At 47.8% G+C, this 19669-nt stretch carries 19 protein-coding genes; 11 read left to right on the forward strand and 8 right to left on the reverse strand.

Annotation, left to right across the window (positions count from 1 at the left end; genetic code table 11):
• The first annotated feature begins 64 nt into the window (after positions 1-64).
• The 3 genes from K9W43_07295 (at position 65) to K9W43_07305 (ending at position 4069) form a co-directional block, all read left to right on the forward strand.
• Entirely contained in the window at positions 65-1282 is a 1218-nt protein-coding gene (locus K9W43_07295) for an MFS transporter (GenBank protein MCF2137038.1), read from the forward strand.
• Between the two features lie 49 nt (positions 1283-1331).
• Positions 1332-1949: a hypothetical protein gene (locus tag K9W43_07300; protein MCF2137039.1), complete on the forward strand. Its 618-nt coding sequence runs from the start codon at positions 1332-1334 to the stop codon at positions 1947-1949.
• A gap of 161 nt (positions 1950-2110) precedes the next feature.
• Positions 2111-4069: an ATP-binding protein gene (locus K9W43_07305; GenBank protein ID MCF2137040.1), complete on the forward strand. Its 1959-nt coding sequence runs from the start codon at positions 2111-2113 to the stop codon at positions 4067-4069.
• 10 nt (positions 4070-4079) lie between these two features.
• Here K9W43_07305 and K9W43_07310 read toward each other — a convergent pair whose 3' ends face one another.
• The 3 genes from K9W43_07310 to K9W43_07320 are packed head-to-tail and all read right to left on the reverse strand — an operon-like array spanning position 4080 to position 5946.
• Positions 4080-4775: a hypothetical protein gene (locus tag K9W43_07310; GenBank protein ID MCF2137041.1), complete on the reverse strand. Its 696-nt coding sequence runs from the start codon at positions 4773-4775 to the stop codon at positions 4080-4082.
• A gap of 54 nt (positions 4776-4829) precedes the next feature.
• The gene (locus tag K9W43_07315; GenBank protein MCF2137042.1) at positions 4830-5633 is read right to left on the reverse strand and encodes an HAD hydrolase-like protein; all 804 of its coding nucleotides are present in this window, start codon (positions 5631-5633) and stop codon (positions 4830-4832) included.
• Positions 5634-5664: 31 nt separating this feature from the next.
• On the reverse strand, positions 5665-5946 hold the full coding sequence (locus K9W43_07320) for a cupin domain-containing protein (GenBank protein ID MCF2137043.1): 282 nt from the start codon (positions 5944-5946) through the stop codon (positions 5665-5667).
• Between the two features lie 237 nt (positions 5947-6183).
• Here K9W43_07320 and K9W43_07325 point away from each other — a divergent pair, with 237 nt between their 5' ends.
• From K9W43_07325 to K9W43_07335, 3 genes are all read left to right on the forward strand, one after another.
• Entirely contained in the window at positions 6184-6714 is a 531-nt protein-coding gene (locus tag K9W43_07325; protein MCF2137044.1) for a hypothetical protein, read from the forward strand.
• A gap of 138 nt (positions 6715-6852) precedes the next feature.
• Entirely contained in the window at positions 6853-7191 is a 339-nt protein-coding gene (locus K9W43_07330) for a hypothetical protein (GenBank protein MCF2137045.1), read from the forward strand.
• A gap of 70 nt (positions 7192-7261) precedes the next feature.
• Positions 7262-8764 carry a DHH family phosphoesterase gene (locus K9W43_07335; protein MCF2137046.1) on the forward strand — a complete coding sequence of 501 codons (1503 nt, stop codon included), beginning with the start codon at positions 7262-7264 and terminating at the stop codon, positions 8762-8764.
• 32 nt (positions 8765-8796) lie between these two features.
• On the opposite strand, the gene K9W43_07340 is transcribed toward K9W43_07335, so the two are convergent.
• The 3 genes from K9W43_07340 to K9W43_07350 all read right to left on the reverse strand — a co-directional run bounded on the left by K9W43_07340 (position 8797) and on the right by K9W43_07350 (position 10968).
• Positions 8797-9255 carry a hypothetical protein gene (locus K9W43_07340; protein ID MCF2137047.1) on the reverse strand — a complete coding sequence of 153 codons (459 nt, stop codon included), beginning with the start codon at positions 9253-9255 and terminating at the stop codon, positions 8797-8799.
• 83 nt (positions 9256-9338) lie between these two features.
• The gene (locus K9W43_07345; protein MCF2137048.1) at positions 9339-9797 is read right to left on the reverse strand and encodes an NUDIX hydrolase; all 459 of its coding nucleotides are present in this window, start codon (positions 9795-9797) and stop codon (positions 9339-9341) included.
• 10 nt (positions 9798-9807) lie between these two features.
• Positions 9808-10968 (reverse strand): tetratricopeptide repeat protein, encoded by a 1161-nt coding sequence (locus tag K9W43_07350; protein MCF2137049.1) that lies wholly within the window; start codon positions 10966-10968, stop codon positions 9808-9810.
• A 104-nt stretch (positions 10969-11072) separates the two neighbouring features.
• On the opposite strand from K9W43_07350, the gene K9W43_07355 reads away from it, so the two are divergent.
• On the forward strand, positions 11073-11912 hold the full coding sequence (locus K9W43_07355) for a 50S ribosomal protein L11 methyltransferase (protein MCF2137050.1): 840 nt from the start codon (positions 11073-11075) through the stop codon (positions 11910-11912).
• 24 nt (positions 11913-11936) lie between these two features.
• Here the strand turns inward: K9W43_07355 and K9W43_07360 are convergent, their stop codons facing one another.
• A complete protein-coding gene (locus K9W43_07360) occupies positions 11937-12419 on the reverse strand; it encodes an acyl-CoA thioesterase (GenBank protein ID MCF2137051.1) in 483 nt (160 codons plus the stop codon).
• A 206-nt stretch (positions 12420-12625) separates the two neighbouring features.
• Here K9W43_07360 and K9W43_07365 point away from each other — a divergent pair, with 206 nt between their 5' ends.
• Together K9W43_07365 and mtnP are read left to right on the forward strand one after the other, a co-directional pair.
• Positions 12626-13294 carry a phosphoribosyltransferase gene (locus tag K9W43_07365; GenBank protein MCF2137052.1) on the forward strand — a complete coding sequence of 223 codons (669 nt, stop codon included), beginning with the start codon at positions 12626-12628 and terminating at the stop codon, positions 13292-13294.
• A 280-nt stretch (positions 13295-13574) separates the two neighbouring features.
• Positions 13575-14348: an S-methyl-5'-thioadenosine phosphorylase gene (gene mtnP, locus K9W43_07370; protein MCF2137053.1), complete on the forward strand. Its 774-nt coding sequence runs from the start codon at positions 13575-13577 to the stop codon at positions 14346-14348.
• Between the two features lie 287 nt (positions 14349-14635).
• Here mtnP and K9W43_07375 read toward each other — a convergent pair whose 3' ends face one another.
• Positions 14636-17659, reverse strand: a complete 3024-nt coding sequence (locus tag K9W43_07375; protein ID MCF2137054.1) for a right-handed parallel beta-helix repeat-containing protein — start codon at positions 17657-17659, stop codon at positions 14636-14638.
• Between the two features lie 252 nt (positions 17660-17911).
• Between K9W43_07375 and K9W43_07380 the strand changes: the two genes are divergently transcribed.
• A complete protein-coding gene (locus tag K9W43_07380) occupies positions 17912-18940 on the forward strand; it encodes a hypothetical protein (GenBank protein ID MCF2137055.1) in 1029 nt (342 codons plus the stop codon).
• A gap of 4 nt (positions 18941-18944) precedes the next feature.
• Positions 18945-19669: hypothetical protein (locus tag K9W43_07385; GenBank protein ID MCF2137056.1), on the forward strand; the 725-nt coding region annotated here is incomplete at its 3' end.

Genomic DNA, 19669 nt, shown 5'->3' on the forward strand with positions numbered 1-19669 from the left:
GTACTTAGAACAACTTATAACGCTGATGTCTTTGTCACCTTACAATTCATTGGAGCTGAAATTGATGGGTCTCAGAGCTTCAGGTCACTTTCTTACGCTAATGGCTCTCTATTTGGTCAACATGATCATGAGGGCCTCTTTCTACATGACGATTGCTAGTATTCAGAGTAACAACTACCTTGGTGGTCTCTCGGACTGGACGGTTGCCATTGTCCTGATGATTTATCCAGTAGTTGAACTGGCAACTGTTTCGATCTTTGGTTCCTATAGTGACAAGATTGGTCGAAGGCCGATTTTTATTATGAGTCTGTTCTTGACTGGTGGTGCGGCCTTGCTCTTCGCGCTCTCGCCAATTGTTTCGATCATTTTCATCTTTTCTGGGATCTTCGGAATGGGTGCCGCAGCCGAGGTGACAAGTACCCTCTCTATGATTGCGGACTCCTCCTCTGAGAATAATCGTGCCAGATTAATGGGTTACTTTGATCTCTCAACCCTAATGGGTCTGGCCGGTGGTTATGGTCTTGGCATTATCCTTCTCCAGTTTGGTATTATGCCTACTCTTATCTTAATGGCTGGGGCAGGTGCCTGTTTTATCAGCGCTATAATCGCGTTCTTTACCATCCGCGAGACCGCAACCATGGCACATCACGAGTACTCCATTAGACAGTTGCTTAGCCATGTTGCTAAGGACAAAAGGATTCAGATGATGCTTCCAGTCTACGTCCCCATTATCTCTCTGTACGGACTTTTAATTGCCAATGCCGAGAATATCCTCGAGGAACACTTCACTTTCACTGCAACAGATCTCATTATCCTATTCGGGATGTTGGGTGTCTCGCTCGTTGCAGGGATTGTAATCATGGGCCATCTCTCTGACCACTTTATGAAGCGACGTCCCTTCATTGTAGCTGGTCTGCTAGGATTTGGGGTCCTCTCATTTCTCTTGGTGGCCTATGCCTCTGACTTTGCTGCCCTATGGGCGATCTGGCCCGTTCTGCCACTCTTGGGCTTCTTAGCCGGTGCATTTCCGCCTGCTGCTATGGCCTACCTGACCGACGTATCCAGTGAGGAATCGCGTGGGAGCACGATGGGTGTCTATAGCATCTTCTTCGGTACTGGAATGATCATTGGTCCCGGAACAGGTGCCTTTGCCTATACTACTTGGGGGCTCTGGGGTCTCGGTGGTCTAGTTGCATTATTCATCCTGATAGCCATCATTGGAACCTATTTCATGCCCGAGGTCCATGAATCTTCGTCCCCTGAAATAATCAGCAATGATTAATATGTAGGTGCGTTAATGATTGGTACAACCCCTTTTGGGAGATGGAAATATGGTTCGACTCACTACGATCAGTAATGTATTATCAGGCATCGGTCTGGCACTGCTAGGCTTCTCACTTATAATGAAGTGGATTCTCTCAGGACTCAGTGTCACCGGCACATCGTACCCCTACTACATGTGGTTAGGTGGAGTGGTCCTGCTTGCCGTTGTCGTCATTATGAGCGTGATAAACACGTTCACAGAGATCACGGGCTTTGTGCACCCTGAAGATAAATTAATTAGTAATATGTTTGTGTACCTGATGGCCATCGCTACTGTGCTCATCTTTGGTGCTCTGGACGAGGGTGCGGTATTCCAAGAGATTCTCTTCAATATCGCCTCTATGATCGTCATCGCATACGTATTCTTGTTCATCTTCACTTACTTCTCTCGCACTATTACTGAGGAAGGTCAGATGGGACAGGTCAAGGAGATGACCGCCAGATTCATGCTCGTATCCCTTGTCTTGGGTGGTATCATGGCCGCCCTATTGGTCGGTCTCAAGGCCGTATGGGATCTCTCTGCTTCTTATGAGTGGGCCGCTGGTGCACTGGGCATCTTTGCAGTTGCTCTGGTCGTTATCATTGTCCTCGCACTTGGTCACAAGTACGAGCCAGTTGGTGAGTAATAGTATCTCAGGTTGGGGAGGATTTTCTCCTCTCCGGCCATGCTTTTCTTTTTCAAGTCCCACCAATAAACGAAATAAGGGCTCAGTTCTCAACTATTCTTCGTTGAGTATTGACTAAGATCGTTATCGGTATCAGACAAGGTTAGTGAACGGTGGTTGCAATGGCTGATGGAAAATTGTGGCTTGGCTACAAATTGGGTAAGGATGGAAAACGGACTAATGAAAAGTTCGAGATTAGTACTGATCTACTACGACGACATGGTGGCGTGTTTGGATCAACCGGTTCTGGGAAGACCGTGTTAAGTAAGGTGATACTGGAAGAGGCAGCTCTTCAAGGAATTCCCATAATTGCTTTTGATCCCCAGGGTGATATTGCTTCACTGATGATTCCGGGGGATCCCAAGAAGCTCAAAGAGAAAGGCGTTGATCCCGCCCGGCTTAAGGAGTACATGGAAAAAGTTCAGGTCCGTGTCTATACGCCCGCAAGTAGCAAGGGCTTGGCAATCTCGATTAATCCTCTGAAGCTCCCTGACAAGAAGGCCGACCCCGATGATATGATCCGGCTCTTGGACAATTCTGCTCGCACGCTTGTAAAAGTACTTGCTAAGGTCGCAGGCCTCTCGCGTTCTTGGGAGAGCAAGTCCTTTGCTGCTTTGTACGAGTTACTCCGTGTGACATGGGAAAAGGGCATCGATGTCAAACACCTCATGGATCTGGCCAACTTGTTGGTGGCCTCACCTGAAGAGGTGGGTGTTGACCTTGAGCCGTTCATGAAGTTATCAGAGCGGGAAAAGCTTGCATCTGCAATTCGCAGTCTGACTGTGGGTTCTTCGCAGCTCCTCTTCAAAGAGGAGGGACAGATCGATTTTGACGAACTCACTCGTCCCGTTGGTGGCAAGACCCCGCTCAATGTCATCTTTCTCAAGACGCTACGTAGCGAGGAAGAGAAACACTTCTTCATCGCCATTGTTCTTAATCAATTGTATTCATGGATGCTTCGTCAGGGCTTTACTGAGAAGCCCCGAATGATTCTCTTTATGGATGAGGCTGCACCCTTTATCCCCGCAGGCATGAAGGCTCCCGGACCAAAAGAGATCTTCCTTCTTCTCTTCCGTCAGGCGCGTAAGTACGGTATTGAGTGTCTGATTGCAACTCAGAGCCCCAAAGACATCGACTACAAGGCGTTCGAGCAGTTCAACACGATCGCCTCTGGTCGTATCAGTAGTGAGCAGTCGCTCAAGGTCTTGGAGCGTATTCTTGAACCGATTGCTGGTGAGAAGGAGGCCGAAGAGATCATCAATGCCCTTCCCGGGCAACAGACCGCCTCATTCATCTTTTCATCGGCTGACCTGAAGCCGCGCGTTAATCGTCTTGGTGTACGATGGTTGCTGACCAAACATATCACGCTGACAGAACGCGATGTGAAGAAGCACATGGAGGCTCTCGTCAAGCAGCAGGAGAAGATCCTCAAAGAGATGGAAAAGCGACGACTGGAGGAAGAGCGTCGTAAGGCAGCAGAGCGTAAGAAACAGGAAGAACAGCGTCGTAAAGAATTGGAACGAAAGAAGAAAGAGGAAGAGAAACGTAAGGCTGAGGAGGCAAAGCGCAAGGCCGAAGCAGAGAAACGGCGGCAACGCGAGGCAGAACTTGCAGCGCTGAAACAGAAATTCAAGACGGCTAAGGATGATGAGCCAGTCTTTGAGACCCGTGGTCAAGCGCAGAAGGTTTCCTATAATGACATTGTGAACGCTTTTGTTGCCAAGATCGAGAAAATCGCCAAGACCCGATTTGGTCTACCCTTCCTGAAAGAACTCGCAAAACGTGGTTCCCTGAACTATGAGAAGTCCCTCGCCTTCTATCTCAAAGAGACCCGTGAGGCCATCAAGCTCGGGCTTGCAAAGAAGGACAAGTGTCCGACAAAGCGTGGGAAGATGATCCCATGCATTATCTTTGACTTTGAATATGTGCTCAGTCAAGTCATCAAATCAATGGGCATTAAGAAACCCGAGTACGTTGATGATCAGCGTCTGAAGAAGCGTTTCGGAGAGATCATCAAAAAGGCATCAAAGAACAGTCTTCTCGAACGCATTGTTCTTGGTGAGCCGCTCTTGGAGTTCTAAACTAATCTGGTCACCGGGACGGCACATACCGTCTCGGTCGGCCTATCTCACAGGTCAGCCATTGTGAGATCATCGAGGCCGTTGTGTCCATTGCAGAACTCATCTTGCTGGCCGAGACCTCTGGAGAACCGTACAACAGGACAAGCACTCTCTTTGACCGAGGGCTCACTTTGGTATGATCGGAGTCATGAGTGGCATAGCCAAAGCAGACGATCTTTGACTGGTCCGCCAGGACGATCTCTCGTCCACGACAGGTGAGCTCTTTTCCACCGATGCGCCGGAATATCTCTCCGCGTTTTGCGGTTCTCACAACCAGTGTTCCATCAATGGTGTCTTCATCAATGAGACCTATCGGTATTGCGTGGTATGCGGAGGCCAGATTGATCACATCCACAACGTCACTGATTCTCCACAGGTTGTTCCCATTGAGAATGCGTCTGACCAGTGCCTCACTTGAGACCCTCTGCTTGGTGGGATCCATGCCAAATGTCCAGTAGAGGTCACGGTAGGATCGAAAGACCGTATCTGTTGCCAGATCTTCTAACGTCCATCGTGAACGTATCTTGTTGAAGATAGTCCTCTCATACTCTTCAAATTCAGGTCTTGATCTTCCTACTTGCAGATCGCTCAGCCGAATGGCACCAATGGACAGACCCTCACGGTCCACTTCAAATCGGATGAGGTCTCTTGGTAGATCTGATGGCATTGTGTCTTCATCACAAGTATCGAGCCTTTGACGTTTAGATGTTGTCACTGTCTTCTACAGCAGATCGATGACTTCCTCAAGACTGTCCACCGCAAGTGTAGGAGTGGTGTCGAGGTCTCCCGATTCAAAGGGGATAATATTGTCACGTCTGCGAACCAGTATTGTTGTGAGTCCTGCGGCATTGCCTCCTGCAATGTCCGAATTAGGATTATCCCCTACAATGACCGACTCTTCCGGAGTGAAACCGAGTGCCTTTACGCTCTCTATGCAGATCTCCGGGAGGGGCTTTCCAACGATTACAGCCTTCACGCCAGTTGCATCCTCGAGGGCTCGTACAATTGATAGCTCTCCGATGTAGACATCTTCCACTCCAAGATAGATTCCCGGATATTGTCTGCTTCCGCTGATGCATACTAGTTTTGCTCCATCAAGAAGCATCTTGGCTGCAAAATTAAGTTCTTGAAATGTCATACCTCTATCCGCGCCCACTGCAACATAGTCCACTGGTGGATTGTTGACGACCTCCAGCCCTCTCTCTATGAAATCGTCTCGTGCACCGCCCTCACTGATGACAAAGCATCTTGCGTTAGGCTGTCTGTTGTGTATGTACGCCGCAGCGCCAGCTCCTGCACTGAAGATCTTTTCAAGGTCGAACGCAAATCCCGCACGTTTTAGAGCAGTATAGATCTGCCGTGAGGAGAGTCGTCCCGTGTTTGTCAGCACTCCAAGGGTCTTTCCTCCCTCTTGTAATGCGTCGACTAGTACTTTGGCGTCATCAAATACTACAGGGTGCTCTATGTCTTGGATAAGTGTATTATCGACATCAAACAACCAGAGCTTCTTATCCCTAAGATTCACTCATCTCACTCCTTGAAACATTGGGCATTGCCTATTCCTTTTCAAGAAGCGGTATGACGCAAATGAATCTGAAGGGTTCTTTTCCCTCGGTGTTATCATACCCGTGAGGCTCGTTTGGCGGAATGAAAATGACATCATCCTTCTTGCCTATCTTCGTACCATGTTCACCCAATAATGTGATCTGGCCCTGCAGGACGAAGATCTCGTGTTCTTCAGGATGATGATGAAGTGGGACCTTTCCCCCTGGTGCTATCTCGAAAATCCGCATTGCATACGTTCTTGCGCCGGTGTTCTTACCAATTAGCCATCGCATAGTGGTCTTCTCACTACCTGGTAAATTAACGACCACCTCTTCGCGTTCGTGATAGTTGACGACGTACAGTTAAGCTGCCTCCTCTACGGTGGTTACTCTACTGTTTGGGGTGCAATGTTTGAGTATATAATAGTCTTCAGTTGTGGACAGAACGGCCACAGAAACTTTATGTGATGCCTTTGCCATGTGCGATGTGAGAGTAACACGATTCGTGACAGATTTAGGAGTATGATTAACATGGCTGAGGATGACACATATGTCCGTGCGAAGCTCACCGAGATCAATGGAGCGCTCACTCGCATGACCGAGATGCTCAACAAGATGATTGAAGTGTTGACGCGAACAGTGGGAATGGATGAACAGATCTCTGACCTTGCACTCTCAGTGGCGGCAAATAGTGAGAAGATCGACGAGTTGATCTCGCTGGTAAAAACAATGCCTGCAAGAACTGCGGCCCCTGCTTCTGCAGGACATGCCACATCCTCTGTTGAGGAAAAGGCCAAAGTGTCTTCTCTCAGTTCACTACTTGACACCCTCGATTCTCAAATTCGTGATGGGATGATCGCTAGTGATCTTGCCGATAAAATCCGTGAGACCGCTGAGCTCTTCGAAGAACGTGGAGGGAGCAGTAATCTCATTGTTAAGATGCAGCGGTGGGTTCGGATTCTCAAGACGTACGGTCGTGTTGACCCGATCAATCCTACCGATATTGCCAAGCTGCGCAGTGACCTTAAGGGCTGGCAGAAAGAGCTGGCTCAGGCAAGATAATCGAGGGGATTTCCCCTCTTCCTTTTTTTTGAAACAATCTGACGAAAAAGCGTCGAAAATGGACGTTGTATATATCTTTAATAGCATTGAATCCCTTTACGAAATATGTAAATGTCGGGACAAAGGTGCGAAAAAAAAATGATTGACACAGAGATTGATACACGGATTCGGAAGGTGATTGCAGGAATCCCTTCACCACATAAGAACGACCTTCTTACGATCTGGGAGGGGTGGATCGCAACCAACCCGGAGCCGCCCTTCTATGTTAGTTGGTCCGATTATTCCGCACAATGGGACGACTCAGAAGCTCTCTATACAGACCGTCGTGTCTATCTCCGCCGAATCACGAACGAGCTGCGGGATATTGAAGTCCCAAAGACACTGTGGCAAAAAGCCGCAAAGGCTCTCGCTGCTGTTGCAAGTGCCTTCTTTGTGATCTTTCTTGCTCTCTCCCGAGTTGCTCGTGGTGCAGAGTGATCCCTCGCTAAACTCGTCACTACAGAGCGGCCGACTTATATTATCCCCTGTGTCCCCGTAACTGAGGACAATGGATATCCTTGAGACCATACCCCAAAAGATGAAGGACTATTTGACAGAGGCTGCTGATATAGTTCGTGACGCAAAGAGTGTCGTTGCGATCTCTCATATTGATGCTGATGGAATAACTGCACTAGCCATTGTTCTCCAGCTCCTTGAACGATCGGGCCTTACTCCTATCTGGAGAAATATTCATCAATTAAATTCTGAGACCATCAAAGAAGTTCGCGATTTGGTGCGTGAAAACCGACCTGACCTTTTGATCTTCAGCGACTTGGGTACCGGGCAAAAGCGCTCGATTGAGGAACTTGTTAAGACTGAAGAGTATATCCAACATGTTATCATCTTGGACCACCATCTCCCCCAAGATGATACTCCGGGTACCGATGAGCCTCACAGTGAACGCATCATCGAGATCAATCCGCACAATCACGGGATCGATGGTTCGTATGAGGTCTCAGGCGCAGGTGTGTCGTTCCTCCTGGCCATGGCCACCGACCCGCGAAATGTAGATCTCAGCGAATTGGCAATTGTCGGTGCAACTGGTGATCTCCAGAGATACTATGGTCGAGGTTTTGTCGGGGTCAACAAATCGATACTTGCAGTCGCAGAAGAACATTCGATCGTCAGGATAAAACGTGACCTGACCTTCTTTGGGATCAACACCCGACCCTTGCCATTTCTACTCGAATATGCCACTGATCCGTACTTACCCGGGTTGACCGGGGAACGTGATGCCTGTTACGAATTCTTCGAGTCACGGCACATTCCGCTCAAAAACGAATATGATGAGTGGCGGGTCTGGACCGATCTCTCTCCTGATGAAAAGTCACGCGCAATTCAAGGAATCATTCATGTGATCATTGACGCTGGTTACAGCACACATGTTGCTCAGGGCATCATTGGTGATGTTGTGGAGTTGCTGCACCGTCCTCTCAGAAGCGAGATGCGAAATGCCAAAGAATTCTCTACTCTTCTAAACGCTTGTGGTCGAAACTCGCGTCCTGAGATTGGAGTGCTCGTGTGCATGAATGCAGAAGAGGCCTACGTTCAGGCTCGGACTCTGCTACAGGTCCATCGTCAGAATCTGGCTCAGGCCCTTCGTAGGCTTGAACAGAACGGTTACGACGAGATCGAGGGTATGTACCTTGTCAACGATCCCGAGACCCCGGATACTATTGTGGGTATTGTGATTGGAATGGCTCAGGGCTCACGAATCGTTCCTACAAATCGTCCAGTCCTTGGAATTGCCACTCGGACGACAGATGACTCCCCCTTTGTCAAGATCTCTGGCCGGGCACAAAAATTCCTTGTGAAGCGCGGTATCAATCTGAAGGAGACCTTTGTTGAAGTTGCTCATATTCTAAATGAGCAATATGGCAAGCTCGTCGTGGAAGCAGGTGGTCACCCCATGGCCGCAGGAGCCTTTGTTCTCAGTGAGCATCTTGATGAGTTTTTAGAACTAGTATCCATGAGATTTGCACAAGTGCTTCGTGGCGACGTAAAAAAATGAGTATGTGGGAATGATCCCACATTATATTATTATTAGTATTCTTCAGCGGTCAGTGATGCACCGATCATACCCGGGACAAAGAGCAATGCAAATGCTACCCCAAGGTCAATGACGATGTTCTTAGCAATTGTTGCAATGATGTCCACTTGAAGTGAAGCACCCATCGTCAGCGCAACGTATCCGACAAAGAAGAGGACTAGAGTGATTACTGAGACAATGAGCATTCTGATACCGTTCTTTGAGATCAGTCCGGCAACAAAGCCAGCAACGCCTAATGCGACCAGTGGTCCGTAGATGCCGCTCAAAGCCATCGAATATGGCAGCATCAACTGTGCAAAGAGGAGTCCACCCTGATACGCAAGGGCATTAGTGAGACTGGCACTCTGAAGGAGTGTCTGGATGTCAGCGACTCCTAACCCTAAGATCTGGAAAGCGCCGATGAGAATTGCAGTGATTAGTGCAACGAGAAGGGCCATTATTGTGCGGAACATATTGGTTCAGCTCCTTTATCTATCTGGAGTGTGAATGTATTCAACCTATTTATCTCTTGGGAAGATATGTTACATGTCAATACCTATCGTTCTAACTTGTTTGCAGCAGCCTTGAGGTCGCTCATGTACCTCTGGATGGCCCCCCACAATAGTTCAGGGATCTCGTCTTTTGGTAGGTTGTCAAGTGGGAACCATGCAACTTCCCCCTCAGGTGTTTCAGCATGGGTTTCTGTGTCAAGTGGTCTAGCAATGTAATGGTTGAGAACATAATGGAACATGATCTTTCCATCGGGGTCTCGCTCAATGAGGTCTGCTGTACCCAACAGTCTGAGAATCTCTATATGAATGCCAGTCTCTTCAAGGATCTCCCGCTTGGCAGCCTCCTCTTGAGTCTCGCCAAGTTCAACAGCGCCACCTGGAACGCTCCAGAGTCCTTTGCCGGGTTCCTTGTCGCGGCGGGCCATGAGTAATCCTTTTGGCCCTATGACAAATGCACCCACCCCGCATATTGGGCGTTTGGGATACAATCTATCACTCAACATTAAGATCATCTCATACTGTTGATAGATGTTCGGGCAATGCGAGTTCCCTATCACAATACACGCAATAGACAGGGATATCAAGATTCACTTTTGCTGTGTTTACTACAGGGATTCTCATGTGTTGATTGCACTGTGGGCAATAGGTCTTGATATACCCTCTGAGCTTGATCGATTTGACCCATGCGACCTTTGCCTCTTCAGAATGACCTCTCCGGGTTTCTTCAATGGCAAGTGCAATCCATGCTGCTGCTGAGGTTGTATCTTCTTCGATGACCATGTTCAAGCAGTGAAGCAGATCATCAAACTTCTTCAGAAGCACGTGCACATTACAAAGTCGCTGCCATGAGGTTGGCTCTTCTTCTACAAGTCTCTTTGCCCTGTTCAGATATCCTTCAGCTGCAATCTCGTCGTGTAATTGGTATGTGATCACCGCAAGTCTACTGAGTGCTTCGATGCTTGTTGGGCATTGATGTAAGGCCTTGGTGAAAGCGTTATGTGCCGTCTTGTAGTTTCTCATTTGAAATGCCATTTCGCCCTCAAGCATGATCGTCCTGTAATGGTCCGGGGCCATCTCTTTGGCCTTGTCGATCACATTCTTGGCATCATCGATTCTTCCGACAAAGAGGAGTGAGTATCCATAGTTTGCAAGGGCAACGATCGATTCCGGTCGCAGGGCACTGACCGCCCCCCATGCCCGTGCTGCTTCCGTATAGTCACCAAGACGATAGAAGCTCATCGCTCGGAGCGAGTGCAGTGCTGGATCTTCAGGGAACCGGACGACAGCCTCTTCCAGTATTCGTGCAGCCTCACCATACTGTTTAGTGAAGTAGAGTACTTCCGCAAGATCGAGCCATGCCTCATACAGTTCAGGATCTGCACTGATGGCCTGTTTCAGATATGTTTCTGCGCAGTCGTAATCGCGAATCGCCTTGTAGGCTCTCCCTAGAAACTGCGCGACCACGCAATGGTTCTCGATCTGTTCATTCGCCACGAGGAGGACATCAATAGCCTTCCTGGGCTGCTCGTTCTGTAGATATGCGAGACCAAGATAGACGAGCAGTTCTGGATCATTACCATTGGTCTCCACAAGATCCTCAAGGATGACCGTGGCTTCTTTGAAGCGCTGATCTTCAAGAGCCTCAATAGCACGATCGAATTCCTTTGTCTGCAAAGTCTGAACCTCGTGGATTTTTAGGTGTTTATTGCGAACGACGTATCTGAACTATCAATCGTTGAGGAGCATCTTGATTATAAGTAGGTCACGATATGGCAAAAATGATGAGTTCCAGAAAATATGCGACTCCTTTCTCGCTGCTCCATGCTGTGAGTCTACTCAGTCACCGGTTACGGCTTCACAAGTTCCAAGAAGCGATACGACAGGTTGTCACTCCCGAATCCTATGTTGTTGATCTCGGGACTGGTACGGGAGTCTTGGCTATGCTCGCCGCACAGGCGGGAGCGCGAAGAGTCACTGCTGTTGATATTAATAAGATGTCGATTGACTATGCCATGCACGCAGCTAGGCGCAATGGTCTTACCCAAATCGATTTCGTGACGGCGCACTTTTCGGAGTTTATCCCCGATGAGCCTGCGGATGTTGTTATCTGCGAGATGCTCTCCTCTATGATGCTTGTCGAGCAACAGGTCCCCGCGTGCAGATATGCAGCAAAGCATATACTCAAGGAAAATGGGATCATCCTTCCAAGATCTGCTCGTGTCTATATTGTGCCTGTAGAGTGCCCTTCGTTATGGTCGCGTTTTGAGGTCTCGGGACTTGGCTTTCCACGAGTCCCTCAGACAGTTGGTCGGGGTGAGTCAAGGGATCTTGCAGATGCTGTCCTACTTGTCACTCACGATTTTACCAATCCCGATGCGCCCGAGATCGTGGAATCTGAGATCTCATTTACTACGGTCTCGGATGGTATTGCACATGGTCTGGTTGGTCTCTTTGAGGCCGACCTCTCGGAATCAATCCATCTCGTTATGGAGGATGGCTGGCGTGATCTCTTTCTTCCCTTTGACCCGCCCATTCCTCTAAAGACTGGTGATAAGGTTGTAGTTGCTATCCGGTATATTCCTGGGGATGTGAGGAGCCTTGAGATTCGCGTTTCATAGACTGATCGATAGATGGCCCTTCTCTTACCACTCTATTGGTTCAAGAGTCCTGATGTGAAGTCGCTCCTCCCTTCTCTTCTTTGCCTGTTCAAATCTTGTCTTTTCATCTTCCGTTGTTAGGATGAGTGGCGGTACTCGTTTTGGTCTGCCATCTGGACCAATTGAGACATATGTGAGAAACGCCCTGCATGTCTTTCGGGTCTCGCCCGTTATCGGATTCTCTGAGGTCACTCGTACCTCGATCTCCATTGATGCAGTTCCCACATAGTTGATCCACGCCTCTAGCATCACAATATCCCGTTGGCGGATGGGGTTCAGAAAATTCAGTGAGTCGATCGAGGCCGTCACTATTGTGCTTCTACTGTGGCGTTTTGCCACAATTCCCCCTAGTGTGTCGATCCAATCCAGAAGGCGTCCTCCGTACAAGGTACCATTGTTATTGACATCATTTGGAAATACGACCTGAGTCATCGTCGTCCTCGAGTCCGCGACACATTTACCATCCATTGCAGGCATCTCCTTGTGATCACTGCTACTCCCGACACATCTCATTTGTTTATAGTATCTTCGTGCTGTTCATATGTTCTTCTTATTCTCCCTCTTTCTTCTCTTCTCTATTATGGGAATCGCGCTATCTTCTCTTCAGACATGGTTTCGCACTGAGGCGCAGATTTTTAACATACAATGCCACGCGGCCATATGGATGGTGACTCATGATGGATCTTAAAGGCCCCCTCTGCTATTTGCTTGACTTTGATGATATCTACAAGTACGCCAATCAGACTGCGCTCAAGATCAAGGAATCTAATTGGCGTCCTGATGTGATTGTTGGCATCGCCCGTGGTGGTTGGGTGCATGCACGAATCCAATGTGACCTGCTGGGAGTCAAAGAACTTTACAGTGTAAAGGTGGATCACTGGGGTGTCACTGCCACGAAAGATGGTAAGGCACGATTGACCAGCCCTCTGAATGCTGATATCAAGGGGAAGAAGGTTCTTGTGATAGATGACATCACTGATACGGGTGAGAGCCTGACCATGGCCGTGGAACATGTGAAGGAGCAGGGTCCCGCCGATGTCCGGTCTGCTACCCTGATGCATATTGTTGGCTCCAAGTTCAAGCCTGACTACTTCGGTGTAGAGGTGACCTGGGCTTGGGAGATATTCCCATGGAATCGGATGGAAGATCTTGCACATCTCGTTCTTGAAGTGTTTAAGGGTGAAAAATTGACCGACATGGAGACCCGTGATGTCAAGAAGCACCTTCGAGAATACAACAATGTTGTTTTACCCGATGACGAACTTGAGAAGGTTCGTAATCATATGATCTTCCTTGGACACTTGAAGGATTCTCCACAGGGTAAGTGGAAACTCAAGAAATAGATAGTATGGTCAATCAATTACTGGCGGTCTGGCATGTCCAGATACGCCTCTTGTTTTGTTTTTACTATCTTCTTTTTACGAGCATTTTTCTATAACTTTACTCGTCTAAAAATTATTGATTGAATAATGACACTATGTATAAATGTGAGAAGGTAGAGCCTTCGGTCAGAGAGAAACAGGAGTGGTATCAAAAATGGCATTTGAGGCCAAACTGGATTATGTGGTCATTGACCGAAGCAAGAAGTCTGAGTTCGAATCGCTCTTACCGATCGAGATTGGAATGTTCGGAGGCAGTGGCAATTACGACCCGACCCTTGTGGAGAACCCAATCGAAGTAAAAGTGTTCACTCCCTATGGAGCTCCCTCTGATAATTTCATTGTTGGCACTGTTAAAGGGCGTTCTTTTGCATTTTTGGCAAGACATGGGCGCAGTCATACGATTCCCCCGCATATGATCAATTACCGTGCTAATATCTGGGGAATGAAGGCTCTTGGTGTCAAACGTATCATCAGTCCCGCAGCCTGTGGGAGTCTTCAGCCTGAGAAGATCAAGCTTGGTGAGTTTGTCATTGCGGACCAGATCTTTGATCGAACCTTTGGCACTCGAAAGGACACATTCTTTGAGGGTGGAACCATCGCGCACCTTGCATTTGCAGAGCCGTTCTGTCCCGAGTTGAGGAAGATCGCCTTTGAGACCGCTCAGGAACTCGGTTTCAAGGCGCATGACAAGGGAACATACGTATGCATCAACGGTCCTCGGTTCTCGACCCGTGCTGAGTCCATGTTCTATCACAATCAGGGGTGGGATGTCATCGGAATGACCGCCTATCCCGAGGCAGCTCTTGCACGTGAGGCGGGGATCTGTTTCGTCAACATCTCCATGCCGACGGACTATGATGTTCATGGTGACGAGGTTGTCACGCATGAGCTCGTCCTGAAGACGATGGCCAGTAACATCGAGCGTGTTCGCAAGTTGACTTTTGCAATGATTGACAAGATTCCTGAGACCCCGAGTTGTGAATGCCAGACCGCGATGAAGGGCGGAATATTTTAATAAAGATATATTGTGGCCGCACTGCGGCCTCTTCTTTTTCTATGGGCTCCTCTTACCAGTCATCGTCATCATCAATGTCATCCCAATCATCGCCCCAATCTTCTTCTTCCCAGTCTTCCTCGTCTTCCCACTCATCGTCCTCCTCCTCTGGGTCTAACTCTGTCTTGTCGAATGGGCACACTGGTATTGCCTCCACAGTCTCATATGCTTGTTGTCAAAAAGAGTAGTGCATTGATGCAATAAAAAAGTGGTGAGGCGGAGTCTAGTGACTCCGCAACTGGATGTTCCTACTGCCGTTTCATGATCACAATAATGATGACAATGACTACCGACATTATTCCTACGACCAGTCCAAGGACCCACGCAGGAACCATCAGTTCGTCTGGAATAGTGGTCGTTGTAGTGGTAGTGGTCGTTGTAGTGGTAGTGGTCGTTGTAGTGGTAGTGGTAGATTGTGCAGGGCTCACGGTGACGATCACAGTATCAGATACCATATTTCCTGACGAGTCGTAGGCTACGATGGTAAAGTTGTACGTCCCTGCCATGAGATAGTCCACATTGATCTCTGCCGAGTCAACCCATTGGCCTGACATGACAAGTGTTCCATTACGAAATATCTTGTAGTTCGCTGAATACAAGTCAGTGATGTTCCAGTAGATCACGTGCCCCCGCGTTCCAATGACGTAGACAATATCTTCAGGAGTTGTGATAGTTGGAGCAATCGTATCTCGTACAGTGATGAACACAGAATCAACTGCTTGGTTTCCAGACTCGTCTTTTATGAGAACTGTGAAATTGTATGTTCCCAGATCAAGTCCATCCGCGCTGGCTCTCACAGTTTCCGTATTCGTCCATGTGCCACTTGCAATGTTTGCTCCATCTCTGAAGATTGAGTAGGTCGCCGGATGATGGTCTGAGGCTGCCCAGATCACTTCATTGCCAGTGCTTCCGGCCTCGATGAAGGCATCCTGTGGATGGTCCACAACGGGAGCGGTCTGATCCGCAACGGTCGCAATGACAAAGGTCGTGTTCGTAAAGCCAAAGCTGTCATATACTGTGATCGAGAAGTTGTACGTTCCAAGTTCCAATCCATCGGTGCTGTATGAGATATTAGAGCCATCCCAGTTCTCTGAAGTGACAACGGTGTTATTTCTTTTTATAATATAATGGCTCGGACTAAATGAACGGGCGTTCCACAGGATCGTGTTGCCTGTCGAGTCTTCAATGATTGATGCAGTTGCTGGCCCCTCGACTTCTGGCGGTACTGGTCTTGTGACCCCACTGGGATAGTGATCGATTGAGCCTGCGCTTCCGGGTACCGAATAGTTCCCAGTCCCATTATAGTCGCTCCATGAATTCCCCTTGCTCACGCCGTCATCCCATGCATTATTCGTGCCGTTATCCTGTGCGTTAATTGGATTCTTGCTGATCACGTTCTCCACGAATGTGGCATTACTTGTGGACAAAACTACAATCCCGGTAATGTTGTTCTTTATTACCGCATTGTTTGTCAGAGTCGCATTATTGGAACTGGTGACATAGATACCGTACCTATTTGTAATTGCGATGTTGTTTCTCACAGACACATCGAATGCACCATTGGTTATGATTCCATAATCGGAACATTCTGTGACCAAGTTGTTAGTTATGCTAACATTAGTTGATATGTACAAGTAGATTCCATATTTTGTTGCTATGGCCGAATTTCCTTCAATGAGAGTTCTGTTCGAGGCTAACACTGTAATTCCTGATGTATCGCTATTTGATACCGTGTTGTTGATGAAGCGGGAATCAGGCGAATATTCGGCGTACACACTATGTTGTGGTATTGATCTTACAGTGTTATTGAGGAAGTACATCCGTTTCGAGTATTGTATGAATACCCCATAGAATTGTGTATCGCGAATAACACTATTCATGATCGTACAATTGTCGGAATAATTCACGTATAACGCACTGGTGGCTGAGTTGCTAATAGTGCAATTATTCATCGTCACATTTGCCGAATATAATATCTGAAGGGTATTGCGGTAATTTTCGAATATGCATGAGGTGAGTCGTGTAAAGTTTGAGTGTGTCACCAACATTGAGGCATTGTAAAAAGTTCCACCAAATACTTTCGTTCCCGTGCTGTTGACGATAATGATCTGTCCATACTTGGTACCATCTACCAGCACATTGGTCCTGTTCAAAAAGTAACCCAGTTTCTTCCCGTTGACTGTGTTATTGTTCTCTTGGAGTATCAAATGATCCAGATTCGTATCGTCTAGGTAGACGCCGCAGGACTCGAAGACACTGTTGGTCAGCGAGTAATCATACGAGCTTTGAACATAGAGACCTTCAACTTCGCATCCCGTTATTGTGGTCATGTCTACTGAGAAAGTATGGCTTAGTTTCACAAAGATCCCAGTTGCTATCCCATAGAGCGTATTATGGGCCATCGATATATTATACGCTTGTGTGATTGAAATGCAATAGGATGAAGCGTTAGCAATGAGATTGTTTGTCACGTATGAAGAGTTTACAGTATTCATGTAGATGCCTGTTGAAACTGTTGAGGTGATCTTGTTCGAAGTGATGTTCCACGTATTTGAAGTGTGGATATAGATTCCTTGTGTTCCTGTGCCAGTAAATAGATTCCGTGAAACCGTGACATTATTGCATATAGTTGCCTTAATTCCCATGTAATCAGTTGTACTAAAGGTCGAGTTATCTATGAGCACATCATCAACGTTGCTGATGATGACTGCATATTGAACATCGGAAATAGAACAATTGTGGATGTAGAGGTCATTTGAGATTGCTGCATGGATCCCGAATACTGGACTAGTTATGGTGGTATTTGTTATCCTTGTGTCATTGTTGTTACTGAGGTAAATACCCTCATTCTGAACTTTGATGATACAATCTTCAACGGCCCCATGATCATTGTCATGCAAATCTATGCCGTAGTATGTATAGTCAGATCCTGATGAATTTGTGATGTAACAGTTTCTGATGACAAAGTAGGCAGTCGTTGTCCTGATCTCTATTCGAGTCTGCGAGCTACTTGAGATGGAGAGGTTCTCTAACCTATACGGATCACCCGCAGTTCCCGTGCCTGGAAAACCTTGTGCTGAGAAACCCGCATTAGATGTGATTAGAATGGGGGAATGTGTGGTATAGGCCAATGCACTGCCCGAGTCAGTATTTTCCGGCATGAGCTGTGTATCCTGTCTGATGACTGTTTTTTCTACACCGCTTAGAGTTATTGCCAGTGCAAAGATCATTGTTACTACAAATAGGTACGGTATGATGACGTGCTTGTTCACTATTTTCACCTAAATTGGTGGCAGACGTTTCTATGAATGAACAGTCAAAAACCTCGTAAAATGTAATGACCGTTGGAACTCTGTGTTTTTTCACCCCTCAAAAGTCTTCGCTTTTTTGTGGTCGCACACCTGACCTATGACAATAGATTCTGGCAGAATGATCATGTACTAAGGGATGGATAATATCACCGCAAGTCATAATAAGGTACATTTGGGATTCGCAAATGTTTACACTAAAAGGTGAATTCTGCGATGGGATCGGATGCACAGACAGTGGACATGTTCAAATGTCCAGTCTGCAATGGCAATATCCGAACCGGCCCCGACGATGTGGTCATCACCTGCCCCTATTGCGGGCAGACCTCCACAATCGAAGGGAAGGCGATCAGTGATCATCTCATGGAGGCAGCAAAGGACGAGGATGACCGAATTAAAGGTTTCAAGAAATTCCTCGAGAAGAACAAGGGCATGAATAAGTCCCTCGTTCGTGATGCCGAAGTGGTTGAACACACCCTGATCTACGTGCCGGTCTGGACTGCAAAGGTCAAGGCAGACTCTTGGTACAAAGGCTATAAGACGGTTCAGGTTCCTGTTCAACGGACTGAGACCTATACCGATAGTGAAGGTCACACTCAGACCCGTACAGTGACGGAATACGAGACCGGATATGTCCCTGTTCAGGATGAGATTCATACAGACACAGATGAGCGGCTCTTGGCGAGAAAAGGGGCACGGATCTATGGTCTTGAAGAATATCTTGAGACTATTAATCTAAAAGACACAGAACCCTATAATTTTGAAAAGATCAAGGACTTGAACCCAACGATTCTAAATGCCGAGATCGGACAGGAGGAATTCGAGAAGGCGGTTCACAGTAGGGTTGCTGACCGTCATCGTGCGCAGGCCAAGTCGGCTCTTACAGAGCTCTTTGATTGTAGGACCACAACAGATGTTCGAGGAACGACCTATCTCCAAGCGCCCTTTGCACTTATCCGGTACAAGTTCCATGGTGATCTGTACAAGTGCGCTCTCGATGCTCACTCAGGTAAGGTTGTTCTTGGAGAGATTCCTATCACCAAGGGCCAGAGAATTATGTGGGCCCTGATCGGTCTCATCGGTATCATTGTCGGTGGGGTCGGTGGCGAACTGGCTTACCTCGGGAGTCTGATTGATTCAACCAGCCGTATCATTGGTGGTGCTGTCGCTGCAATCATTGGTGTGATCATGGCGTTCTTTGGCTTCAGAGTGCTGCTTATGACGCAGCGGGAGAAGCGGGGGTGATATCATGGTGAGATGTGCGTTTTGTGATGCTGATTTCGAGGCGGGTCCTGGAGATGTTCTGCTGGTCTGTCCATACTGTGGTACAGCACAGACAACGGCTGGCAAGAAGTTCAAGGATCATTATATGATTCGAGTTCACTTCCCGCAGTCAGAGGCCCAGAGAACCCTACTTGATTGGTGTTCCAAACAGCTCGGTGCTCCGCATGACCTTCCGGTTGCAGCCAAGTTTGTCAAGGCCAAACTGGTCTTCTATCCATTCTGGATCAGTCGTGTCGATGCAGATACTACCTACAAGGGTATGGGCAAGGATGCGAACTTCTACGACGAGTGGCCACAGTATCGCGGTGCATACAAGCGAATTGATTTCTACTGGAAACCCGAGTCCGGGCGATTCCAGAGACGCTACGAGCTCAGTGTACCGGGTATAGAGAATATTGACGAGGATATCAAGAACTTCCCGATCCCCACACGTGCGAAGGAATACTTCAGTCATGCACATGCTGAGGAGTTCGATGGGAAGGTCCTGCATAGCCAAGTCGGTGAAGATGAGGCGCGGGAGATCGCAAAGAACCTAGCCTTCGAGAGACAGACCGCATTGATAATGGATGAGGTTGACAAGATCGACGAGCGCAATGACGACATTGATGTTGGCGAGACCTATCTGATCCATGTTCCTGTCTGGGAGCTTGAGTATCGGTATGGTAGTCGAACGTACAAGGCTTCGGTTTC

It is taken from the genome of Candidatus Thorarchaeota archaeon (assembly GCA_021498125.1).
Lineage (GTDB): Archaea > Asgardarchaeota > Thorarchaeia > Thorarchaeales > Thorarchaeaceae > B65-G9.

Coding starts and splice junctions, on each gene's coding strand:
- K9W43_07320 (MCF2137043.1), bottom strand. CDS start 5,946: ATGCGATGGCTAATTGGTAAGAACACCGGCGCAAGAACGTATGCAATG.
- K9W43_07305 (MCF2137040.1), top strand. CDS start 2,111: ATGGCTGATGGAAAATTGTGGCTTGGCTACAAATTGGGTAAGGATGGA.
- K9W43_07380 (MCF2137055.1), top strand. CDS start 17,912: ATGGGATCGGATGCACAGACAGTGGACATGTTCAAATGTCCAGTCTGC.
- K9W43_07365 (MCF2137052.1), top strand. CDS start 12,626: ATGATGGATCTTAAAGGCCCCCTCTGCTATTTGCTTGACTTTGATGAT.
- mtnP (MCF2137053.1), top strand. CDS start 13,575: ATGTTCGGAGGCAGTGGCAATTACGACCCGACCCTTGTGGAGAACCCA.
- K9W43_07300 (MCF2137039.1), top strand. CDS start 1,332: ATGGTTCGACTCACTACGATCAGTAATGTATTATCAGGCATCGGTCTG.
- K9W43_07345 (MCF2137048.1), bottom strand. CDS start 9,797: ATGTTGAGTGATAGATTGTATCCCAAACGCCCAATATGCGGGGTGGGT.
- K9W43_07295 (MCF2137038.1), top strand. CDS start 65: ATGGGTCTCAGAGCTTCAGGTCACTTTCTTACGCTAATGGCTCTCTAT.
- K9W43_07310 (MCF2137041.1), bottom strand. CDS start 4,775: ATGCCATCAGATCTACCAAGAGACCTCATCCGATTTGAAGTGGACCGT.
- K9W43_07325 (MCF2137044.1), top strand. CDS start 6,184: ATGGCTGAGGATGACACATATGTCCGTGCGAAGCTCACCGAGATCAAT.
- K9W43_07360 (MCF2137051.1), bottom strand. CDS start 12,419: ATGGATGGTAAATGTGTCGCGGACTCGAGGACGACGATGACTCAGGTC.
- K9W43_07340 (MCF2137047.1), bottom strand. CDS start 9,255: ATGTTCCGCACAATAATGGCCCTTCTCGTTGCACTAATCACTGCAATT.
- K9W43_07335 (MCF2137046.1), top strand. CDS start 7,262: ATGGATATCCTTGAGACCATACCCCAAAAGATGAAGGACTATTTGACA.
- K9W43_07330 (MCF2137045.1), top strand. CDS start 6,853: ATGATTGACACAGAGATTGATACACGGATTCGGAAGGTGATTGCAGGA.
- K9W43_07355 (MCF2137050.1), top strand. CDS start 11,073: ATGATGAGTTCCAGAAAATATGCGACTCCTTTCTCGCTGCTCCATGCT.